This is a genomic window from Ketobacter sp. GenoA1 (genome assembly GCF_003671475.1).
Lineage (GTDB): Bacteria > Pseudomonadota > Gammaproteobacteria > Pseudomonadales > Ketobacteraceae > Ketobacter.
Genome location: NZ_RCHM01000045.1, coordinates 250269 through 268896 on the forward strand (window position 1 = coordinate 250269; position 18628 = coordinate 268896).

The 18628-nt window shown below is 57.2% G+C and carries 17 protein-coding genes; 4 read left to right on the top strand and 13 right to left on the bottom strand.

What is annotated here, in order from left to right:
* Window positions 1-10: 10 nt before the first annotated feature.
* From nusB to D9N13_RS21625, 7 genes are all read right to left on the bottom strand, one after another.
* Complete coding sequence (gene nusB / locus D9N13_RS21595) at window positions 11-475, bottom strand: transcription antitermination factor NusB (protein ID WP_290594046.1); 465 nt, start codon at window positions 473-475, stop codon at window positions 11-13.
* Between the two features lie 20 nt (window positions 476-495).
* Entirely contained in the window at window positions 496-966 is a 471-nt protein-coding gene (gene ribE, locus D9N13_RS21600; RefSeq protein WP_290594047.1) for a 6,7-dimethyl-8-ribityllumazine synthase, read from the bottom strand.
* Between the two features lie 42 nt (window positions 967-1008).
* Window positions 1009-2139, bottom strand: a complete 1131-nt coding sequence (gene ribBA, locus D9N13_RS21605; protein WP_290594048.1) for a bifunctional 3,4-dihydroxy-2-butanone-4-phosphate synthase/GTP cyclohydrolase II — start codon at window positions 2137-2139, stop codon at window positions 1009-1011.
* Window positions 2140-2149: 10 nt separating this feature from the next.
* Window positions 2150-2815 (bottom strand): riboflavin synthase, encoded by a 666-nt coding sequence (locus D9N13_RS21610; protein WP_290594049.1) that lies wholly within the window; start codon window positions 2813-2815, stop codon window positions 2150-2152.
* A gap of 2 nt (window positions 2816-2817) precedes the next feature.
* Window positions 2818-3990 carry a bifunctional diaminohydroxyphosphoribosylaminopyrimidine deaminase/5-amino-6-(5-phosphoribosylamino)uracil reductase RibD gene (gene ribD, locus D9N13_RS21615; protein ID WP_290594050.1) on the bottom strand — a complete coding sequence of 391 codons (1173 nt, stop codon included), beginning with the start codon at window positions 3988-3990 and terminating at the stop codon, window positions 2818-2820.
* A gap of 108 nt (window positions 3991-4098) precedes the next feature.
* Window positions 4099-4572 carry a transcriptional regulator NrdR gene (nrdR, locus tag D9N13_RS21620; RefSeq protein ID WP_290594051.1) on the bottom strand — a complete coding sequence of 158 codons (474 nt, stop codon included), beginning with the start codon at window positions 4570-4572 and terminating at the stop codon, window positions 4099-4101.
* Window positions 4573-4686: 114 nt separating this feature from the next.
* Window positions 4687-5142, bottom strand: coding sequence for an Lrp/AsnC family transcriptional regulator (locus tag D9N13_RS21625; protein WP_290594052.1), 456 nt, complete (start codon window positions 5140-5142; stop codon window positions 4687-4689).
* A 288-nt stretch (window positions 5143-5430) separates the two neighbouring features.
* Between D9N13_RS21625 and leuA the strand changes: the two genes are divergently transcribed.
* The gene (gene leuA, locus D9N13_RS21630; RefSeq protein WP_290594053.1) at window positions 5431-7095 is read left to right on the top strand and encodes a 2-isopropylmalate synthase; all 1665 of its coding nucleotides are present in this window, start codon (window positions 5431-5433) and stop codon (window positions 7093-7095) included.
* 360 nt (window positions 7096-7455) lie between these two features.
* Complete coding sequence (locus tag D9N13_RS21635) at window positions 7456-8085, top strand: diguanylate cyclase (protein WP_290594054.1); 630 nt, start codon at window positions 7456-7458, stop codon at window positions 8083-8085.
* Window positions 8086-8109: 24 nt separating this feature from the next.
* Here the strand turns inward: D9N13_RS21635 and glyA are convergent, their stop codons facing one another.
* Together glyA and D9N13_RS21645 are read right to left on the bottom strand one after the other, a co-directional pair.
* A complete protein-coding gene (gene glyA / locus D9N13_RS21640) occupies window positions 8110-9366 on the bottom strand; it encodes a serine hydroxymethyltransferase (protein ID WP_290594055.1) in 1257 nt (418 codons plus the stop codon).
* Window positions 9367-9553: 187 nt separating this feature from the next.
* The gene (locus tag D9N13_RS21645) at window positions 9554-12901 is read right to left on the bottom strand and encodes a mechanosensitive ion channel domain-containing protein (protein WP_290594056.1); all 3348 of its coding nucleotides are present in this window, start codon (window positions 12899-12901) and stop codon (window positions 9554-9556) included.
* A gap of 135 nt (window positions 12902-13036) precedes the next feature.
* Here D9N13_RS21645 and ettA point away from each other — a divergent pair, with 135 nt between their 5' ends.
* Complete coding sequence (ettA, locus tag D9N13_RS21650; protein ID WP_290594057.1) at window positions 13037-14707, top strand: energy-dependent translational throttle protein EttA; 1671 nt, start codon at window positions 13037-13039, stop codon at window positions 14705-14707.
* Between the two features lie 69 nt (window positions 14708-14776).
* On the opposite strand, the gene D9N13_RS21655 is transcribed toward ettA, so the two are convergent.
* The gene (locus D9N13_RS21655; protein ID WP_290594058.1) at window positions 14777-14992 is read right to left on the bottom strand and encodes a PA3496 family putative envelope integrity protein; all 216 of its coding nucleotides are present in this window, start codon (window positions 14990-14992) and stop codon (window positions 14777-14779) included.
* A 382-nt stretch (window positions 14993-15374) separates the two neighbouring features.
* Between D9N13_RS21655 and D9N13_RS21660 the strand changes: the two genes are divergently transcribed.
* A complete protein-coding gene (locus D9N13_RS21660) occupies window positions 15375-15743 on the top strand; it encodes a PilZ domain-containing protein (protein ID WP_290594059.1) in 369 nt (122 codons plus the stop codon).
* Between the two features lie 19 nt (window positions 15744-15762).
* On the opposite strand, the gene radA is transcribed toward D9N13_RS21660, so the two are convergent.
* The 3 genes from radA to alr are packed head-to-tail and all read right to left on the bottom strand — an operon-like array spanning window position 15763 to window position 18626.
* Window positions 15763-17124, bottom strand: coding sequence for a DNA repair protein RadA (gene radA / locus D9N13_RS21665; RefSeq protein ID WP_290594060.1), 1362 nt, complete (start codon window positions 17122-17124; stop codon window positions 15763-15765).
* Between the two features lie 21 nt (window positions 17125-17145).
* On the bottom strand, window positions 17146-17532 hold the full coding sequence (locus D9N13_RS21670; RefSeq protein ID WP_290594061.1) for a hypothetical protein: 387 nt from the start codon (window positions 17530-17532) through the stop codon (window positions 17146-17148).
* Entirely contained in the window at window positions 17532-18626 is a 1095-nt protein-coding gene (gene alr, locus D9N13_RS21675) for an alanine racemase (protein ID WP_290594062.1), read from the bottom strand. Before alr ends, D9N13_RS21670 begins: the two co-directional genes overlap by 1 nt.
* Window positions 18627-18628: the final 2 nt, after the last annotated feature.

The window sequence follows — 18628 nt, forward strand, 5'->3', positions numbered from 1 at the left end:
ACCGGTTGGATTACCCGCCTGGTTTGTCGTTGGCTTTCATTTCCAGTACGCGCAGCTTTTGCGCCACTTTATCCAGAATGCCATTCACGTATTTATGACTTTCCGTGGCACCAAAATATTTCGCCAGTTCGATGCCTTCGTTAATGGCCACTTTGTAGGGCACATCCACCCGCTTGCTCAGCTCGTAAGTGCCGATGCGAAGTATGGCCAGCTCCACCCGGTCGAGATCTTTCAGTTCCCGATCCAGAAACGGCGCAAAATAACCATCCAGTTCATTAATGCATTTGGGGATTTCATGCAGCAACTCATGAAAATACGACACGTCGGTTTTACGCATGTCGTTATCCACACGAAACTGGGTTTCAATGTCCCCCAGACCGGCGCCGGTCATCTGCCATTGGTACAGTGCCTGCACCGTAAACCGGCGCGCCTTGCGGCGCGCAGAAGGAGACGGTTTTTGTGAAGCGGTATTCATTGGATTACCACTGACCTCAATTAAAGATTGCGAAACAGGCTGACCATTTCCAGGGCACCGGTAGCTGCCTCAGCACCTTTGTTTCCGGCTTTGGTACCGGAACGTTCAATGGCCTGCTCAATGGTGTCGGTGGTCAACACACCAAAGGAGACCGGAATGTCGGTATCCAGCATGACACTGGCCACACCCTTGGTGCACTCGCCGGCCACATAATCAAAGTGAGGCGTGCCACCCCGAATCACCGCACCCAGAGCAATAATGGCATCAGGCTTACGCTTGATGGCCACCTGTTTTACCGCCAACGGTAATTCAAAGGCACCCGGTACCCGGATCACTTCGATATTGGTTTCAGAAACCCCATGGCGTACCAGTGCATCAATGGCACCGGTCAGCAGACTTTCCACTACAAAGCTGTTGAAACGTGCCACCACGATGGAGAACTTGGCATCGGTTGCGCGAAAATCGCCTTCCACTACGCTTACGTTTGTCATGTCTTTACCTTATTTCCAATAAAACCAATGTAGAATTCAAACTTATTCTGCCGCGTCGCTTTCCACGTACTCAACGATTTCCAGATCAAAGCCGGACAATGCGTTAAAGCGCATGGGCGAGCTCAGCAGCCGCATTTTGGTCAACCCTAGATCCCGCAGAATCTGCGACCCGGTGCCGATGGTGCGATAAATGCCGGTGCCGTCTCCGGTGGTCGGCCGCAACGGCTGGCGGCCGGAAAAGAAGCTGTCCACCAGATCATCAATATTGTGGCGTTCAAAGGAATCACCCAGCAACAGCACAACACCCGGCTCCGTATGATTGCCCAGAAAACTCAGTGCTTTTTCCAGGCTCCAGCCGCTGGACTTTGCCTTTACCGCCATCATCAGGTCACGCAACGGATCGGCCACATGCACGCGCACAAAAGGCGCATCAACGGTCATAACATCACCCTTAACCAGGGCAATGTGGCTTTGGCCATCAATCAGATCACGGAACAATTCCAGCTGAAAATCGCCATATTGAGTGGGCAGCTTTTCACTGCGAATTTTCTCCACCGTACGCTCGTTCACGGTACGGTAATGGATCAGGTCAGCAATGGTGCCGATTTTAAGGCCGTGCTCCTGGGCAAAAATCTCCAGGTCCGGGCGCCGTGCCATGGTGCCGTCTTCGTTGATGATTTCCACAATCACCGAGGATGCTTCCAACCCCGCCAGACGCGCCAGATCGCAGCCGGCTTCCGTATGCCCGGCCCGACGCAACACACCACCGGGCTGCGCCATAATGGGAAACACATGGCCCGGCTGGACGATATCCGAAGGCTTGGCATCACGGGCCACCGCTGCCTGTACCGTACGGGCACGGTCCGCCGCAGAAATACCGGTGGAAACCCCCTCCGCCGCTTCAATGGATAGCGTGAAGTTGGTGCCGAACTGGGAGCCATTGGCGCCGTGCACCATCAACGGCAGATTCAATTGCTGGCACCGCTCACGGGTCATGGTAAGGCACACCAGGCCACGGGCATGCTTGATCATGAAGTTGATGTCTTCCGGGCGCACCATGGTGGAGGCAATCACCAGATCACCTTCATTCTCACGGTCCTCATCATCCATCAGGATGACCATTTTGCCGTGACGTATATCTTCAATCAGTTCTTCAACTGTATTCAATTGCATATATAAAGCCTTACTTTAGATAACCGTTTTCAGCCAGGAAACCCAGGCTAATGTCTTTGCCCTGGGCCTTCGGGTCTGCAGCCTTGTCGCCCAGCAGCATGCGCTCCAGATAACGGGCGATCACATCCACTTCCAGATTCACTTTCACACCGGGTTGCCACTGTGCCACCGTGGTTTCCTGCACAGTATGGGGAACGATATTCAGATCGAATATGGCTCCACTGACCGCGTTCACCGTCAGACTGATGCCATCCACGCAAATCGAGCCCTTGTGGGCAATGTATTTCGCCAGATCATCCGGCGCCCGCACTTTATAGCGGATTGAGCGGGCGTCTTCTTCCCGCGATACCATTTCGCCCAGGCCATCCACATGCCCGGACACCAGGTGCCCCCCCAGACGCGTGGTGGGGGTCAGCGCCTTTTCCAGGTTGACCGGCGAGCCGTTTTTCAGCTGACTGAAACTGGTGTGGTTCAATGTCTCCAGCGACACATCGGCCCAGAACCCGTCACCCGGCAGATCGATCACCGTCAGGCAAACCCCGTTCACAGCGATGCTGTCGCCCAGTTTCACGTCCGCCAGATCCAGCTTGCCGGTCTGGATGCGCAAGCGCATATCGCCGCCTTTGGCTTCCATATTGGCAATTTTGCCCACCGCTTCGATGATCCCCGTAAACATGATCAATCACTCCAACCATAGGTCATTCGAATATCCTGGCCAATCTGACGCAGGTCCGTTAAGTGTAGCCCCCGGGTGCTGCTCATGGCCGGTATATCCAGCGCCAGCACCGGGCGTGCCGCGCTGCCCATGAGCTTGGGTGCCATGTAGCAGATCCATTGATCCACCAGCCGCTGTTCAACAAAGGCCCCCGCCAGAGCCGCGCCGGCCTCCACCAGCACTTCGTTCACTTCCCGCCGTGCCAGCTCCTGCAACAAGGCGTTAAGATCCACGCGATCCACTGCAACGCCCGCGCCCGCCGGCAGGGCGATCACCTCGGCACCGGCAGCACGCAACGCCTGTTCGCGGGCGGCATCGGGCTTAACGCAAACCACCAGGGTGTGGCCGGGCTGTTGAAGAATACTGGCTGCGGGCGGGGTGCGCAGGCGGGAATCCAGGATAACCCGCAGGGGTTGCAGCGGGGTAATATCCCCGGGCCAGGCCCAACCGGACAGAGCATCGTCGCCGGCCACTGACTGGGGCCACAGCTCGGGTCGCACCGTGAGCGCGGCATCATCGGCCAATACCGTTTCCACACCGGTGACAATGGCTTCCACCCGGGCCCGCAGACGCTGCACATCGGCGCGCGCCGCAGGGCCGGTGATCCACTTGCTCTCACCACTGGCCATGGCACTGCGGCCATCGGCGCTCATGGCAGACTTAAGCCACACCCAGGGCAAGCCTGAGCGCATGCGCTTGTTGAAGCCGGGATTAAGGGTTTCCGCCTGCGCTTGTAACAAACCAGAGGAGGTCTCTATGCCGGCCGCCGTCAGCAGTTGGTGTCCGCGTCCGGACACCCGCGGATTGGGATCTTCCATGGCGCTGATCACCCGGGTCACCCCGGCCGCGATCAGGGCTTCGGCGCAGGGTGGGGTTTTACCATGATGACTGCAGGGTTCCAGAGAGACGTAAGCGGTGGCACCACGGGCAGCGGCACCCGCCTGGCGCAGGGCGTTGACTTCGGCGTGGCCTGCACCGGCGGTCTGATGCCAGCCGCGCCCCACTACCTCGCCTGCCTTCACCAGCACGCAACCCACCCGGGGATTGGGGTGAGTGGTATACAGACCACGCCTGGCCAGCTGAATCGCTTCGGCCATGTACTGGTGGTCTGCTGTGGTAAAGAGCGCTGCGGTCATGGAATTAGGCCACTACCTGGGAATTTCGGCCGCAGAGTATACCACAGGCCACGGCCTGGCATAGCGGGCGTGAATTGCCGATTTCAAGGAATTTAATACTGGAAAGGGTTATTTCAGGCTGTTGATCTTGCCATTCTTCTGTAACCGGGCGATTTCATCGGAAAACTGGCTGATATCCTGAAAATCCCGGTATACCGACGCAAAGCGCACGTAAGCCACCTGATCCAGCTCCCGCAGGGCATCCATAACCTGTTCACCCAAGGCCCGGGAAGGCAGCTCCCGCTCGCCGGTGGCGCGCAATTTATGGCAGATCTTGTTGATGGCCGCTTCCACCTGTTCCACCGCCACCGGACGTTTTTCCAGGGCGCGCTGAATCCCGCTGCGCAGCTTGTTTTCGTCAAACGGTTCGCGGGTACCGTCCGACTTCACCACTTTGGGCATCACCAGTTCCGCGCTCTCATAGGTAGTGAAGCGCTCATTGCAGGCCAGACATTCGCGGCGGCGGCGCACCTGGTTACCCTCCGCCACAAGACGGGAATCGATTACTTTGGTGTCATCAGCGTTACAAAAGGGGCAATGCATGGTGTCGTCCTAATACCCTGGAGCAGTAAAGTGGGCGAATCATACCGTAATCCGCAATCGGGTTCTCTAAAAATGCGCCGGGGCACGGGTTCGCCTTTACGCAACACGCCACCATCAGATGGGAATGGCGGTTTTATCCACCACCTTGCGCATTACAAAACTGGAATGCACCCCGGACACCCCCTCGATACGGGTCAGCTTACCCAATAAAAACGTCTGAAAGTGATCCATGTCCCGTACCACTACCTTAAGAATGTAATCAGCGCTCTGCCCGGTAATGAGATAGCAGGATTGCACCTCGGAGAAGCCGGACACCTTGTCTTCAAATGCCGCGAAGCGCTCCGGCGTGTGCTTGTCCATGGAAATCTGGATCAGCGCCGTCATCTTCAACCCCAGCTTATCGGCATCCAACAGGGCCACATAGCGGTCGATAACGCCTTCTTCCTCCAATTGACGCACCCGGCGCAGACAGGGAGAGGGGGATAGACCGATGCGATCCGCCAGATCCTGATTGCTGATACGGCCATCACGCTGAATTTCTTCCAAGATACGCTGATCGTACTTATCCATTGCTCCCCCAGAGCTATAGAAACAATATTATTCCAATATAATGTATTTATAGGCAATATTCCACCACTCCGACCGTGAAATATCGCTATTTTCGCAATCCTATGCCACTCCCCTTCCAATACACTGTATTACATCAGGTCGCCGCCTGTATCCAACACCGGAACGGGGCTCACAAGGCCCTCCTAATCCGGTGGCGGATCGCCCGCCCACAAGGCGGGAAAGCCGGCCAGGCAATCCACCCCCGGCCCGGGCATGACCTACCCCAACACGGCTTTTCGGAGATCCAGCATGGCTTTCGACCACCGCAAATACGCACCTTATTTGCCCATTCAGTTAACCGACCGTACCTGGCCGGATCAGGTCATCACGCAGGCGCCGGCCTGGTGCAGCGTGGATCTGCGGGACGGCAACCAGGCTCTGATCGAGCCCATGTCGGTGGCCGAAAAAAAGCGTCTGTTCGCCCTGCTGGTGAAGGTGGGTTTCAAGGAAATCGAAGTGGGCTTCCCCGCCGCCTCGCAACCGGACTTTGACTTCGTAAGAGCGATCATTGAGGAAGGCATGGTGCCCGATGACGTCACCATCCAGGTCTTGACCCAATCCCGCCCGGAGCTGATCAAGCGCTCCTTTGACGCCTTGCAGGGCGCCCGCAAAGCCATCGTTCACCTTTACAATTCCACCTCGCCGGTACAGCGCGAACAGGTGTTCGGGCTGGATAAGGCGGGAATCGTAAACATCGCCGTTGATGGCGCACGGCTGGTAAAAAGCGCAGCAGAACAACACCCCCACACCCAGTGGCAGTTTCAGTATTCACCGGAAAGCTACAGCGGCACCGAGCCGGAATTTGCCGCCGAGGTGTGCAACGCGGTGATTGATGTGTGGCAGCCGGGCCCCGATAACAAGGTTATTATCAACCTGCCCGCCACGGTGGAAATGACCACCCCCAACGTTTACGCCGATCAGATTGAGCACTTTTGCCGGCACGTGCAGCAGCGGGAACATGTGATCGTATCACTGCACACCCACAATGACCGCGGCTGTGGCGTGGCCGCGGCTGAACTGGGCATGATGGCCGGTGCCGATCGGGTGGAAGGCACTCTGTTGGGCAACGGCGAGCGCACCGGCAACATGGACATTGTAACCATGGCCATGAACCTGTACAGCCGCGGTGTGAACCCGCAACTGGATTTGTCCGCCATGGATGAAATCATTGCCGTGGTACAGGATGTCACCAAGATTCCCCTGCACCCCCGCCACCCCTATGCGGGGGATCTGGTGTACACCGCGTTTTCCGGCAGCCATCAGGATGCCATACGCAAATGCCTGAGCAAACGCCAGCCAGGAGATCTCTGGGATGTGGCCTATCTGCCCATCGACCCGGCCGATCTGGGGCGGGATTACGAGGCGGTGGTGCGCATCAACAGCCAGTCCGGCAAAGGCGGTGTCGCCTTCGTCTTGGAGAAGGATCAGGGTATTATCCTGCCCCGCTGGATGCAGATTGCCTTGAGCCGCGTAGTGCAGGGGGATGCAGAGCAATCCTCCGGGGAAATTTCCTCACAACGGGTATGGGCGCTGTTCCAGCAGCATTTTATGGCGCAATCCCCCATGAGCATCAAATCCTATCGCCTGGAACACATTGAGAACGAGCAAATCAGCTTCACCGTCGACTACCGGGGGGAACTGGTGACCATTGAGGCCATCGGCAACGGCGCCATTTCCGCCTTCTGTAACGGGCTCAATCAACACTTTGGTCTGCAACTGGATGTACTGGATTATGAGGAGCACAGTCTGCAGCACAGCTCAGAAAGCCAGGCCGCTGCCTGCGTGCAGATAAATTGTTTGGGCAGCCGTCATCAGGGAGCTGCCGTACACGACGACACGCTGTTGGCGTCCATGAACGCCATCGTGTCGGCGGTGAATGCCGCACTGGCGCAGCAATCCACCCAGGTAGCCTGACCCACACCCCGGCCACCCTGCTGGTTAGCCTCAACAGCCCGCACGAATTCAACTATGGTTAGTAACAGAAGTGAATGATTGCGGGCAGGAGGTAACGTTGCGCACCAGCAACATGCAGCAGATACAGGCAGTGCTTAACAGCGGGTTCCCGAGGCTGCAATTTCCTGCGCATCTGGAGCAGGAGTTCCGGCAGCAACACCTGGAGCAGGCCATTTTCACCTTACGCCGTAACATCGCCTATGTGTTCGCGGTTTACGCCTTACTGGGTATTGGAATCTATGCCCTGATCCCCAATGACTCCCTGGGAAACTGGCCATATATGCACCTGGCAGTCGGGAGCTTTGTGCTGATCGGTGGCGCATGCGCTTTTGCCAAACCTCTGGACAACTGGCATCAGGTTTATGCCGCAACCTGTGCCGGCGGCGGTATCGCACTCACCATCATTGGCCCCTATTATCTCGACAACCCCATTATCAAACAGATCGCCCAGATCGGCACCTTGTACGTGGTCATCATCGCCTATACCTCTACGAGCGGGAATGGCGCCGCGCTCAACGCTACGGCACCGCCATGGCGGTCATGTTCATCGACATCGACTTTTTCAAAAAGTACAACGATTACTATGGCCATCAGCGGGGTGATGACTGCATCAAAACCGTGGCTCATATTATTGCCGAACAGGCCAAGCGCGCCGGAGACCTGGCAGTGCGCTATGGCGGTGAAGAGTTTGTGGTCATTTATCCGCAGACCAATATGGACAATCTCAAGGCCATCGGCGAGCGCACACGACAAGCCGTTATGGAGGCCAGGATCGAGCACCTGGCCTCTGCCGTGTCAGGCTGGGTGACAGTCAGCATCGGGCTGGCTTTCTGCATACCCAGCCGCACCCTCAACAGCGAAGCGCTGCTCAAGCTGGCCGACGACAATCTGTACAAAGCCAAAGAGCAAGGCCGCAACCAATGGATCTCAAGCACCCTGATGGTGGACTGAGCCAGGCAGCACGGACCGCGCGCCTTACTTACCGTAGACGGGATACCTGGCGCAAACCGCTTTCACTTTTTCCCGCACCTGGGCAATCAGTTCCTCGTTGTCCAGGTCCGCCAGAATGTCACACATCCAGCCTGCCAGTTCTTTCACCTCGGCCTCACCAAATCCACGCCGGGTCACTGCGGGCGTACCAATGCGCAACCCACTGGTGACAAAAGGTGAACGGGGATCATTGGGCACCGCATTTTTGTTAACGGTGATAAAGGCCTTGCCCAACGCGGCGTCGGCATCTTTACCGGTAATGTCCTGCTTAATCAGTGACAGCAGGAACAGGTGGTTATCCGTGCCACCGGAAATCACATCGTAGCCACGCTCGATGAACACACCGGCCATGGCCTGGGCGTTCTTCACCACCTGCTGCTGGTAGGATTTGAATTCATCGCTCATGGCTTCCTTGAAGCACACCGCCTTGGCGGCGATCACGTGCATCAGGGGACCGCCTTGACCACCGGGGAACACGGCTGAATTGAGTTTCTTCTCCAGCTCTTCGTTCTTGCGGGCCAGGATAATGCCACCGCGGGGGCCACCCAGTGTCTTGTGCGTGGTTGAGGTGGTGACATCGGCGATGTTCACCGGATTGGGGTAGACACCCGCGGCAACCAGACCCGCCACATGGGCCATATCCACCATCAGATAGGCTCCCACTTCATCGGCGATGTCACGGAATTTCTGCCAGTCCATGGTGCGGGAATAGGCAGAGAATCCCGCCAGTATCATTTTCGGTTTGTGCTCGCGCGCCAGTTCAGCCACCTGCTCGTAATCCACCTCGCCGGTGCTGTGATCCAGGCCATACTGCACGGCGTTGTACATCTTGCCGGAGAAATTGACCTTGGCGCCGTGGGTCAGGTGCCCCCCTTCCGCCAGGCTCATACCCAGCACGGTGTCACCGGGGTTCAGAAGCGCCATGTACACTGCCGCGTTGGCCTGGGAACCGGAGTGTGGCTGCACATTGGCATAATCGGCACCAAACAGGGCTTTTACCCGGTCAATGGCCAGCTGCTCAGCAATGTCCACGTATTCACAACCGCCGTAGTAGCGCTTGTGTGGATAGCCTTCTGCGTACTTGTTGGTCAGCACGGAACCCTGAGCCTGCATCACCCGGGGGCTGGTGTAGTTCTCCGAGGCGATCAGTTCGATGTGCTCCTCCTGACGCTGTTTTTCAGCCTCCATGGCTTCCCACAGTTCGGGATCAAAATCGGCAATATTCATTTCGGCTGAAAACATGGTCACTCCCGCGATTCACTGGCTAACTGGACACAAACTAATTCAATTTGGCTTGGCGCCTGCCGCCACTGTCGCACAAGGCGCGGGCTGGCTTAAATGAGGGCGGTATTGTACATAAAACGCCGCACAACGGCACATGAAAGTCCTGCTCTTATTCATCAATTTTCTTCATATCAGCCTAATGCTATTAGCCGCTCTTCGGCTCGCCCTTGGGCAGATGTTTAACATGCAAATCCAACTGCGGGAACGCGATCTCAATGCCCAGCGTTTTGAAGCGCTTGTCGATGGCCGTATGCAGATCGTGTATCAACAGCAAGCGGTGGGAAAAATTGGAAACAAAGGCCCGCAACTCAAAATCCAGGGAGCTGGCACCAAAGCCCAGGAAGAAGGCCGTCGGTGCCGGATCTTTCAGCACGGTGCTGTTGGCCTGAGCAATCTCCATCAGGGTTTGCGTAACCAGATCCGTATCGGAACCATAGGCAACCCCCACTTTGATCACCACCCGGGTGGTACTGTCGCTCAGGGTCCAATTGATAAACTGGCTGGTCACAAAGGTCTTGTTCGGAATGATCAGCTCTTTCTGATCCCAGTCGGTAATGGTGGTGGCGCGCATCCGGATCTGGCTCACCGTACCGCTCAGATTATTGATGGTCACCGTATCCCCGATACGAATGGGGCGTTCGAACAGAATAATCAGCCCGGAAATAAAGTTGGCGAAGATCTCCTGTAAACCAAAGCCCAGCCCAACCCCCAGCGCCGCCACCAGCCAGCCCAGTTTGCTCCACTCCAGGCCAATCATTCCGGACACAATCAACACGCCGGTGGTGATCACCAGGTAGCGCGCGGTGGTGGTGATGGCGAAGCGGATTCCGGAATCCACCTGCAGTCGCTGCAGAATCAATACCTCGATCAACCCTGGCAAATTTTTCACCCCGGCGTAACTGATCACCAAGGCCAGAATCACGGCAAACAGTGTTTCCAAGGTAACCACATGGGTTTCGGTGCCCGCCTCCGTGGCTACGTTGTAACTCCAGAGTTTGATCTCCTGGAAAATCTGTATGGCCTGGAAGAAATCCTGCCAGCTCCAGTAGCACACCAGCGCAAACAACGAAAAGAAGATGACCCGCAGCAGCGCGCGGTTCTGTTCGCTGATGGTGGCCACGTCCAACGACGGCAGCTCGAGTTCAGGCACGGCTTCCCCGGCCGCTCCGGCAGCCTCCTGCTGTTCCTTGACTTTGCGTTGCGCATCGCGTTTTTCAATGGCCCGGGCATAGGCTAACTTGCGCTCCAGCACCGCAAACCAGCGCATCATCACCTGCTCTGCAATGAAGATGAAAAAGCCATACATCAATGTCTGGTACATCAACACCATGATCTCCATGGCACTGAAGCTGTAGCCTTGCATCGACAGCATCACCAATGCGGCCGGGATCAACACACACACCCAGTACAGAGAGCGGTTCCAGCGTTGATACCAGTGGCCACGCTTGCCCACTTCCTGCTGGGTCACCCCCAGACGGGGATTGAACATACGGGCGCAATACACCACAAACAAAGTGGCCACCACCAGAAAGGCCGCCCGCCCCAGAATTCCGGAATGCAGCTCATCCCCTTCGCGCCACACCACGATAAACACAAAGGCACCGGGCAACTGCAGATACAACAACGGCAGCCAGCGCTTCAACGCCACAATGGACGATTCGCGCCAACGGAAATGCCCCTGCGCCAGCCCTTTGCGGCGCACCAGATGGCGCATGAACTCAAACAGGAACACCCAACGCGCCAATACCAGAAACGCAGACCCCACCCCGGCGGCGAATAATGAAGCTTCGTTTTGGCTCACCAGCGGATAGGCCAGGACAGATAACAGCAACGGCAGCGGCAACGCCAACAGTACGGTACCGAACAACGCCTCAAAGGTGTAACGGAACCGGTCTTTGGTTACGTTACCGATCTTGTCGCTGCCGTATTCCAGGCGCTGCATGACTCTGTGCCGGCCTGCAACATAGGCGGCCCCTGCAAACATCAACAACAGCAGCGGATACACCGGCCGCACCAGAGTGCGGTACCAGACACTGAAAGGCTCCAACCAGGATTGTTCCATTACAAACCAGCGCACACTGCCCGGCAATAAAGTCAGCCATTCCCAGTTGAGCGGTGTCGCACTGCGCCGCCAGAACAGTTTCTTGTTCAGCAGTTCATAAAACCGCTTGCGTTCATTGAGCTGCTCTTCATTGAGTAGCTCCAGATTGGTAAGATTCACCACATAATCCGCATTCACTTCCACCAGCCTGGTGAGCAGATCTGCCCGCCCCTCGTAGATGCGATACAGGTCTCCCTGCAGCTGTTGACTATCCGCAATGGCGGAATCCGGCTCTGCCTCGTCGAGCAGTTTGCGGATGGACTGGCGCCGGGCCGTATCGGTGCGCACGTGGTGGAGCTTCTCATCAAGCCGGAACTGTTGCAGACGCGCTTTGGAAACCTCGGTGTGCAGCGACGTATTGGATTCCTGCTCGCGAATTTTGGCCTGCAGCATCTGCCTTTGCCGCAACAGGTAATCATCCACAAACTGATAGTATTCGGTCAGCTCCAGTTGCTGTTTGGCTACCTCAAACCGGTAGCGAATATCCTGCAGCTCCTGCTTGCCCTGCACCAGTTCGTCGGTGATGTCATTGAGGTCTTCCGTGCGCGACAGCAGCAGGTCTTTCAGACGTCCGTTTTCCTGCAATTCAGATTGCAACACCTCAGGCAGCTGCGCGTAGTCACCCTGCAGGGTCACCGTGGTGTCCTGCTGTTGGTCAGCGGTTTGCAGGCGCATTTCGTCCCGCTTCTCTCGCAACAATGCCAATGCCGACTTCAACAGTTCCATGCGCATAAACAACAGATCACGATTGACCGTGTAGAGGTCCAGCAGCTTCTGGTAGCCCTCAAGGCGGTTCTGCGCCAGTTCCTTGCGTAAATTGGCATTGGTCTGTTGCTGCTTCAGCAGGTTCATCTGCATGGAGCGGATGGACTCGTTCCTGCCGGTGCTCTGCAGTGAGCGCATCTTCTCCTGCAGTTGCTGGGCCTGAGCCTGGGCGGCTTTCACTTCAGCCCGGGCCTGACTGGGCAGTGATTGCTGTTCACCGATGCGCTCCAGCACATAGGAGAGACTTTCCTGCAGTGCTTTGGCCTGCGCTTCCAGCAGACCGATGGTTGCCTCCAGCCCGTCCTGGGAACCCGGAACCTGCGCCCGTTCGGCGCTCTTTTCCAGGCGCCTGATTTCCCGGCGCAGCTGATCGGCCAACTCAGGGGCAGACTGAATTTCGTTTTTTACCACTTGTATGTCCTGCTGCAGCGACTGGGTCAGGGATTCCTGTTGCTGCAGCTCCTTATTCAGCAGATCCAGCTCCTTGCTCAGGGCATCCACCTTGGATGGCTCCTCCGCCGGGGCGACACTGCCGGACACCCCCAACTGGGCCTGCCCGGGCAACGCCCACAATGCCAGCCACGCGCAGATTATCAGGCTGATGCCGTTACACTTATGCTTTCTCACACAGTCTCCCAAAATGGCGGTCACGCATGCTTCAAATCAGGGCAGGGAGCCCACACCGCGGTGTTTGCATCAGCCCTGCAATTGGGGTAGCGTACGCCCCAATTCCTTCCACAACTGACTAGTTACTTTCCTGTTATGGCACAATATATATACACGATGCATCGGGTATCCAAAGTGGTGCCCCCCAAACGCGAAATCCTGAAGGACATCTCCCTGTCATTCTTCCCGGGTGCCAAGATCGGCGTACTGGGCCTGAACGGCGCGGGAAAATCCACCCTGCTGCGCATTATGGCAGGAGTGGATAAAGAGTTCGACGGGGAAGCCCGCCCCGCCACCGGAATCAACATCGGCTATTTACCGCAGGAGCCGCAGCTGGATGAAAGCAAGGATGTGCGGGGCAACGTTGAGGACGGCATTCGCGAATTAAAAGACGTCATGACCCGTTTCGACGAGATCAGCATGAAATTTGCCGAACCCATGTCGGATGACGAAATGAACGCGCTGCTGGAAGAACAGGCGGAACTGCAGAACAAGATCGACGCCGCCAACGGTTGGGATCTTGAGCGCACCCTGGAGATTGCCGCTGACGCCCTGCGCCTGCCACCCTGGGAAGCAGAGGTTACCAAGCTCTCCGGTGGTGAAAAGCGTCGGGTGGCCCTGTGTCGCCTGTTGCTGTCAAGCCCGGACATGCTGTTGCTGGACGAACCCACCAACCACCTGGATGCGGAATCCGTGGCTTGGTTAGAACGGTTCCTGCACGAATACAAGGGCACTGTGGTGGCCATCACCCACGACCGTTACTTCCTCGACAACGCCGCCGAGTGGATTCTGGAGCTGGATCGGGGCCATGGCATTCCCTGGAAGGGCAACTATTCCTCCTGGCTGGAGCAAAAAGACGAGCGCCTGGCCCAGGAAGCCAAACAGGAAGTTTCCCGCCAGAAAGCCATCAAGGCCGAGCTGGAGTGGGTGCGCTCCAACGCCAAAGGCCGCCAGGCCAAAAGCAAAGCCCGCATGGCCCGTTTCGAGGAGCTGTCCAGCCAGGAAGCGCAGAAACGCAACGAAACCCAGGAGCTGTTCATTCCCGTGGCTGAACGCCTGGGGGATGATGTCATTGAGTTCCGCGGCGTCACCAAAGGTTTCGGCGACCGCGTACTCTATGATGACCTGAACTTCGCCGTGCCCAAGGGCGCCATTGTGGGCATCATCGGCCCCAACGGGGCCGGTAAAACCACCCTGTTCCGCATGATCGTGGGTGAAGAGAAGCCCGAAAAAGGTGAAGTGCATCTGGGTGAAACCGTCGACCTGGCCTACGTTGATCAATCCCGCGATGAGCTGGACGGCAACAAAACCGTGTGGGAAGAGGTGTCCGATGGCCTCGACATCATTAAGGTGGGCTCGTTCGAAATGCCCTCCCGATCCTATGTGGGGCGTTTTAACTTCAAAGGTTCCGACCAGCAGAAACGGGTGGGCGAGCTGTCCGGTGGTGAGCGTAACCGCCTGCACCTGGCCAAACTGTTGCGCAAGGGCGGCAACGTACTGCTGTTGGACGAACCCACCAACGACCTGGACGTGGAAACCCTGCGGGCTCTGGAGGAGGCGTTGCTTACCTACGCCGGCACCGCCATTGTGATCTCGCACGATCGCTGGTTCCTGGACCGGATCGCCACGCACATTCTGGACTTTGAAGGTGAGGAGGGAGTCGAGTTCTTCGAAGGCAACTTCACCGAATACGAAGCCTACAAGAAGAAGAAATACGGCGAGGAATCCGTACAGCCAAAACGGCTGAAGTACAAAAAGATCCAGTAGCGCTTAGCCATCTGAAGAAAAGGCACCACGATACAAACAAGCCGCTCATTGAGCGGCTTGTTTGATTATTCATTCGTCGTTGATGTCATCCCAGTCGTCATAATCATCCAGGTCGTGCTTTAAGCGACGCTCTTCCATCAACGCCTCGATCTTACGCAAATAGTCGCCGGAGCGTTTGCTCTTGGCTTCCAGGCGCTTTTCGATTTCGCCGTCGATGTCGTCCATCATGTCATCATCCAGTTCATCGACGAATTGCGTATCTTCAGTGGTGGATGTCGTTCTCATAACCCCATACCTCTACAGCATCATTCTTTATCAGAGATGTGAAACCATGTATCTGTTCATCAGACCTGATTAAGCCGGTCTGACCCCGCCTGGTCCCTTGGCTGATTTGCTCGGCAAATAATCCCTTAAAGCGCTACCGTTTTCATCTTTTAATTATTAACGCAGCATCAAAAGTTTTTGTAGTTAATATTTGTGATTTTTAGATGTTTTTTCCATGCTCGGTTCGAATGTTATTCAATTAATAACCAAGTACGGTCCCGTTTCACAACGTTACAAATTCCCCACAGCGCCGACTTGAAAAAAACGGAATTTCGGCTTTTTATGAAAGATTGACTATGCTTTATAAGTGCAGGACCATTCTTAACCAGGTGAGCTCAGGGCCATGATCGAAAAACGCAACTTCACCCGCATTGCTTTTGATGCCAGCGCACGCCTGATTCGAGGGGAGAACGACTGGCCTGCCAAGCTATTGGATATTTCGTTGAAAGGCGCGCTTCTGGAGCAGACCGTCGACTGCGGCCTGGAGATAGACGATCCGGTGTCCGTGTATCTGCTGCTGAGTGATGAAGAGACCGAAATTCGTCTGGAAGGCCATGTGGCCCACCTGGAAGGCAACCGCACCGGCATCGCCTGCGATCATATTGACGTGGACAGCGCCTCGCACCTGAGGCGCATTGTGGAATTAAATACCGGTAACGAAGCGCTGCTGGAACGGGAGATTGAAGCGCTGGTGACTTTTGCCAACCATTGAAAGGTAGTACCAGAGCATATCAGAGCGCATCCAGGGCCTGCTCCAGGCGCGACACCGCCACCACTTCAAGCCCGTCAATGGCGGCTTTGGGCTGGTTTCCCTTGGGTACAATGGCGCGGGTGAAACCATGTTTGGCGGCTTCCCGCAGGCGCTCCTGACCACTGGGCACCGGCCGGATCTCACCGGAGAGCCCGATCTCGCCAAACACTATCAACTGGGTATCCAATGCCAGATTACGCAGGCTGGACACTACTGAAATCAGTACCGCCAGATCGGAACCGGTTTCCAGCACCTTGACACCCCCCACCACGTTCACAAACACATCCATGCCCATGGTGGCCACCCCGCCGTGGCGGTGCAGCACCGCCAGTAACATTGCCAGCCGGTTCTGATCCAGGCCTACCGCCACCCGGCGGGGGTTGCCCAGCTGGCTGTCGTCCACCAGAGCCTGCACTTCCACCAGCAATGGCCGGCTGCCTTCCCGGGTTACCATGACAATGCTGCCGGGAATGGGCTGTTCATAACGGGACAAGAAAATCGCGGAGGGATTGCTCACTTCGCGCAGACCTTTATCGGTCATGGCAAACACGCCCAGCTCGTTGACCGCCCCAAAACGGTTTTTCACCGCCCGTATCATGCGGAAACGGTTGTCCTGCTCCCCTTCAAAGTAGAGCACGCTGTCCACCATATGCTCCAGCACCCTGGGCCCCGCCAGAGCCCCTTCTTTGGTGACATGCCCCACCAGGAACAGTGCGGTGCCGGTCTGCTTGGCAAAGCGCACCAGGGCCGCGGCGCATTCACGCACCTGCGAGACGCCACCGGGGGCGGAACTGAGGCCCTCGGAGTAAACCGTTTGAATGGAATCCACCACCATTACCTTGGGCTGCTCCTTGTTGGCGGTGGCCAGAATATTCTCAATACTGGTTTCCGACATCAGGCGCAGTTGGTCCATGGGCAGATCCAGGCGCTTGGCCCGCAACGCCACCTGTTGCAGGCTTTCCTCCCCGGTGATGTATAACGCCGTTTGCCGTGCCGCCAGATGGGTCATGGTTTGCAGGAGGATCGTGGATTTGCCGATGCCGGGATCCCCTCCGATCAGCACCACCGAACCTTCCACCAGGCCACCCCCCAACACCCGATCCAATTCTCCGGTGCCGGTGGGGGTGCGGGGCTCTTCCACCAGATTCACCTGGGCCATGGTGGTCACCTTGCGGGCCTCGCCGGCCCAGCTGGTTTTACCCCCGCGGTTGCCGGACAGGCCCCGATCCGGGTTGAATTCCGTCAGGGTATTCCAGGCACCGCAATCGGCGCACTGCCCCGCCCACTTGGGAAAGACACTGCCGCAATCGCTGCACACAAACTGGGTCTTCGCTTTTGCCATTTACACCACTCTATCAGTCAGTCAACCGGTGAAGGCCCGCATGCACACCAGCGCGCCAAAATAATAGGCCGGCAGCATCAGCAATACCCCCATTAACCAGGCCCCGGAGTTGGACTGCAGGCCGGAATCCTCGGGCATATCAAAATAATCCGGTAATTTGGTTTTCAGGCGCTGCAGGGAGTACAGATCCCAGAACAGGACGAAACCATACAGCATCAGCACCGAAGGCGCTTTAAAGGGAATCGCATCCGGCATCCAGTATGAGAGCACAAACGCCATGCTCAACAGGGTGGACACCAGCCCGCCCACCGGGTGCAGCCAATCCCGCTCCATGCGGCGCAACATCATCACCCCCACCGGCAGGGACACCGCCATCAGGGCCAAGTAGAGCGTTACCCACAACGGCATCAGACCGACTCGGCATGTTGATAGACCCGCTGCACCCGACCGGTGATCTGGCACAACAGTTCATAGTTCACCGTACCGGCCCACTGGGCAACCTCTTCCACCGGTAACCCCGGCCCCCACAGGGTCACCGGAGTGTGCGGGCCCGCCCCGGGCAAATCCGACACATCCACGGTAATCATATCCATGGAAACCCGGCCCACCACCTGGCATCGCTGGCCCTGGATCAGCACCTGTGCCTGCGGCGAAAGGTGACGCGGATAGCCATCGCCGTAACCGATCGCCACCACCGCCACGTCCGTGGGCCGGGTGGCCCGCCAGGTGGCGCCATAGCCCACCGACTCGCCGGCGGCCACCCTGGAGCGGGATATGATTCGGGATTGCAGGTGCATGGCGGGTTTCAAATTCAGATCCACCGCCAGCCGGTCGGGAAACGGTGACGCACCGTACAACATCAGACCCGGGCGCACCCACTGGTAATGAAACTCCGGCCGATCCAGGGTGGCCGCAGAATTGGCCAGGCTGGCCTGCTGCACCCGCACCGACCGGCACAGGCGCTGGAAGACTTCACCCTGCTGCTGGTTGAGCGGGTGCGCCGCTTCATCGGCACAGGCCAGATGACTCATTAACACCACATCTTTCACCTTGGGACTGTTCTGCAACTGCTGCCAGAACAACGCACAACCGGGCTCGGCGAAACCCAGTCGATGCATGCCCGTATCCACTTTCAGCCACACGCTGAGCGCGCAGGAAAGATGGGATTCCAGCAACATCGACAACTGCCAGGGTTGATGCACCACAATTTGAAAACCGTACTCGGCAGCCTGTTGCAGCTGGGCCTCGCTCAGTACTCCCTCCATCAACAGCACCGGATGCTGAATGCCCGCCTGCCTCAGCGCCACCCCCTCTTCGAAGGTCGCCACGCCCAGCGCATCACTGGCAGCAGCCAGGGCTTTGGCAACGGGCACCAGGCCGTGACCGTAAGCATCCGCTTTGACCACCGCCAACACCTTACTGCTCTTGGCCGCGGATCGCGCCGCAGACACATTATGCCCGAGGGCAGCCAGATCAATGACCGCACAGGTTCCACGACTCAAGA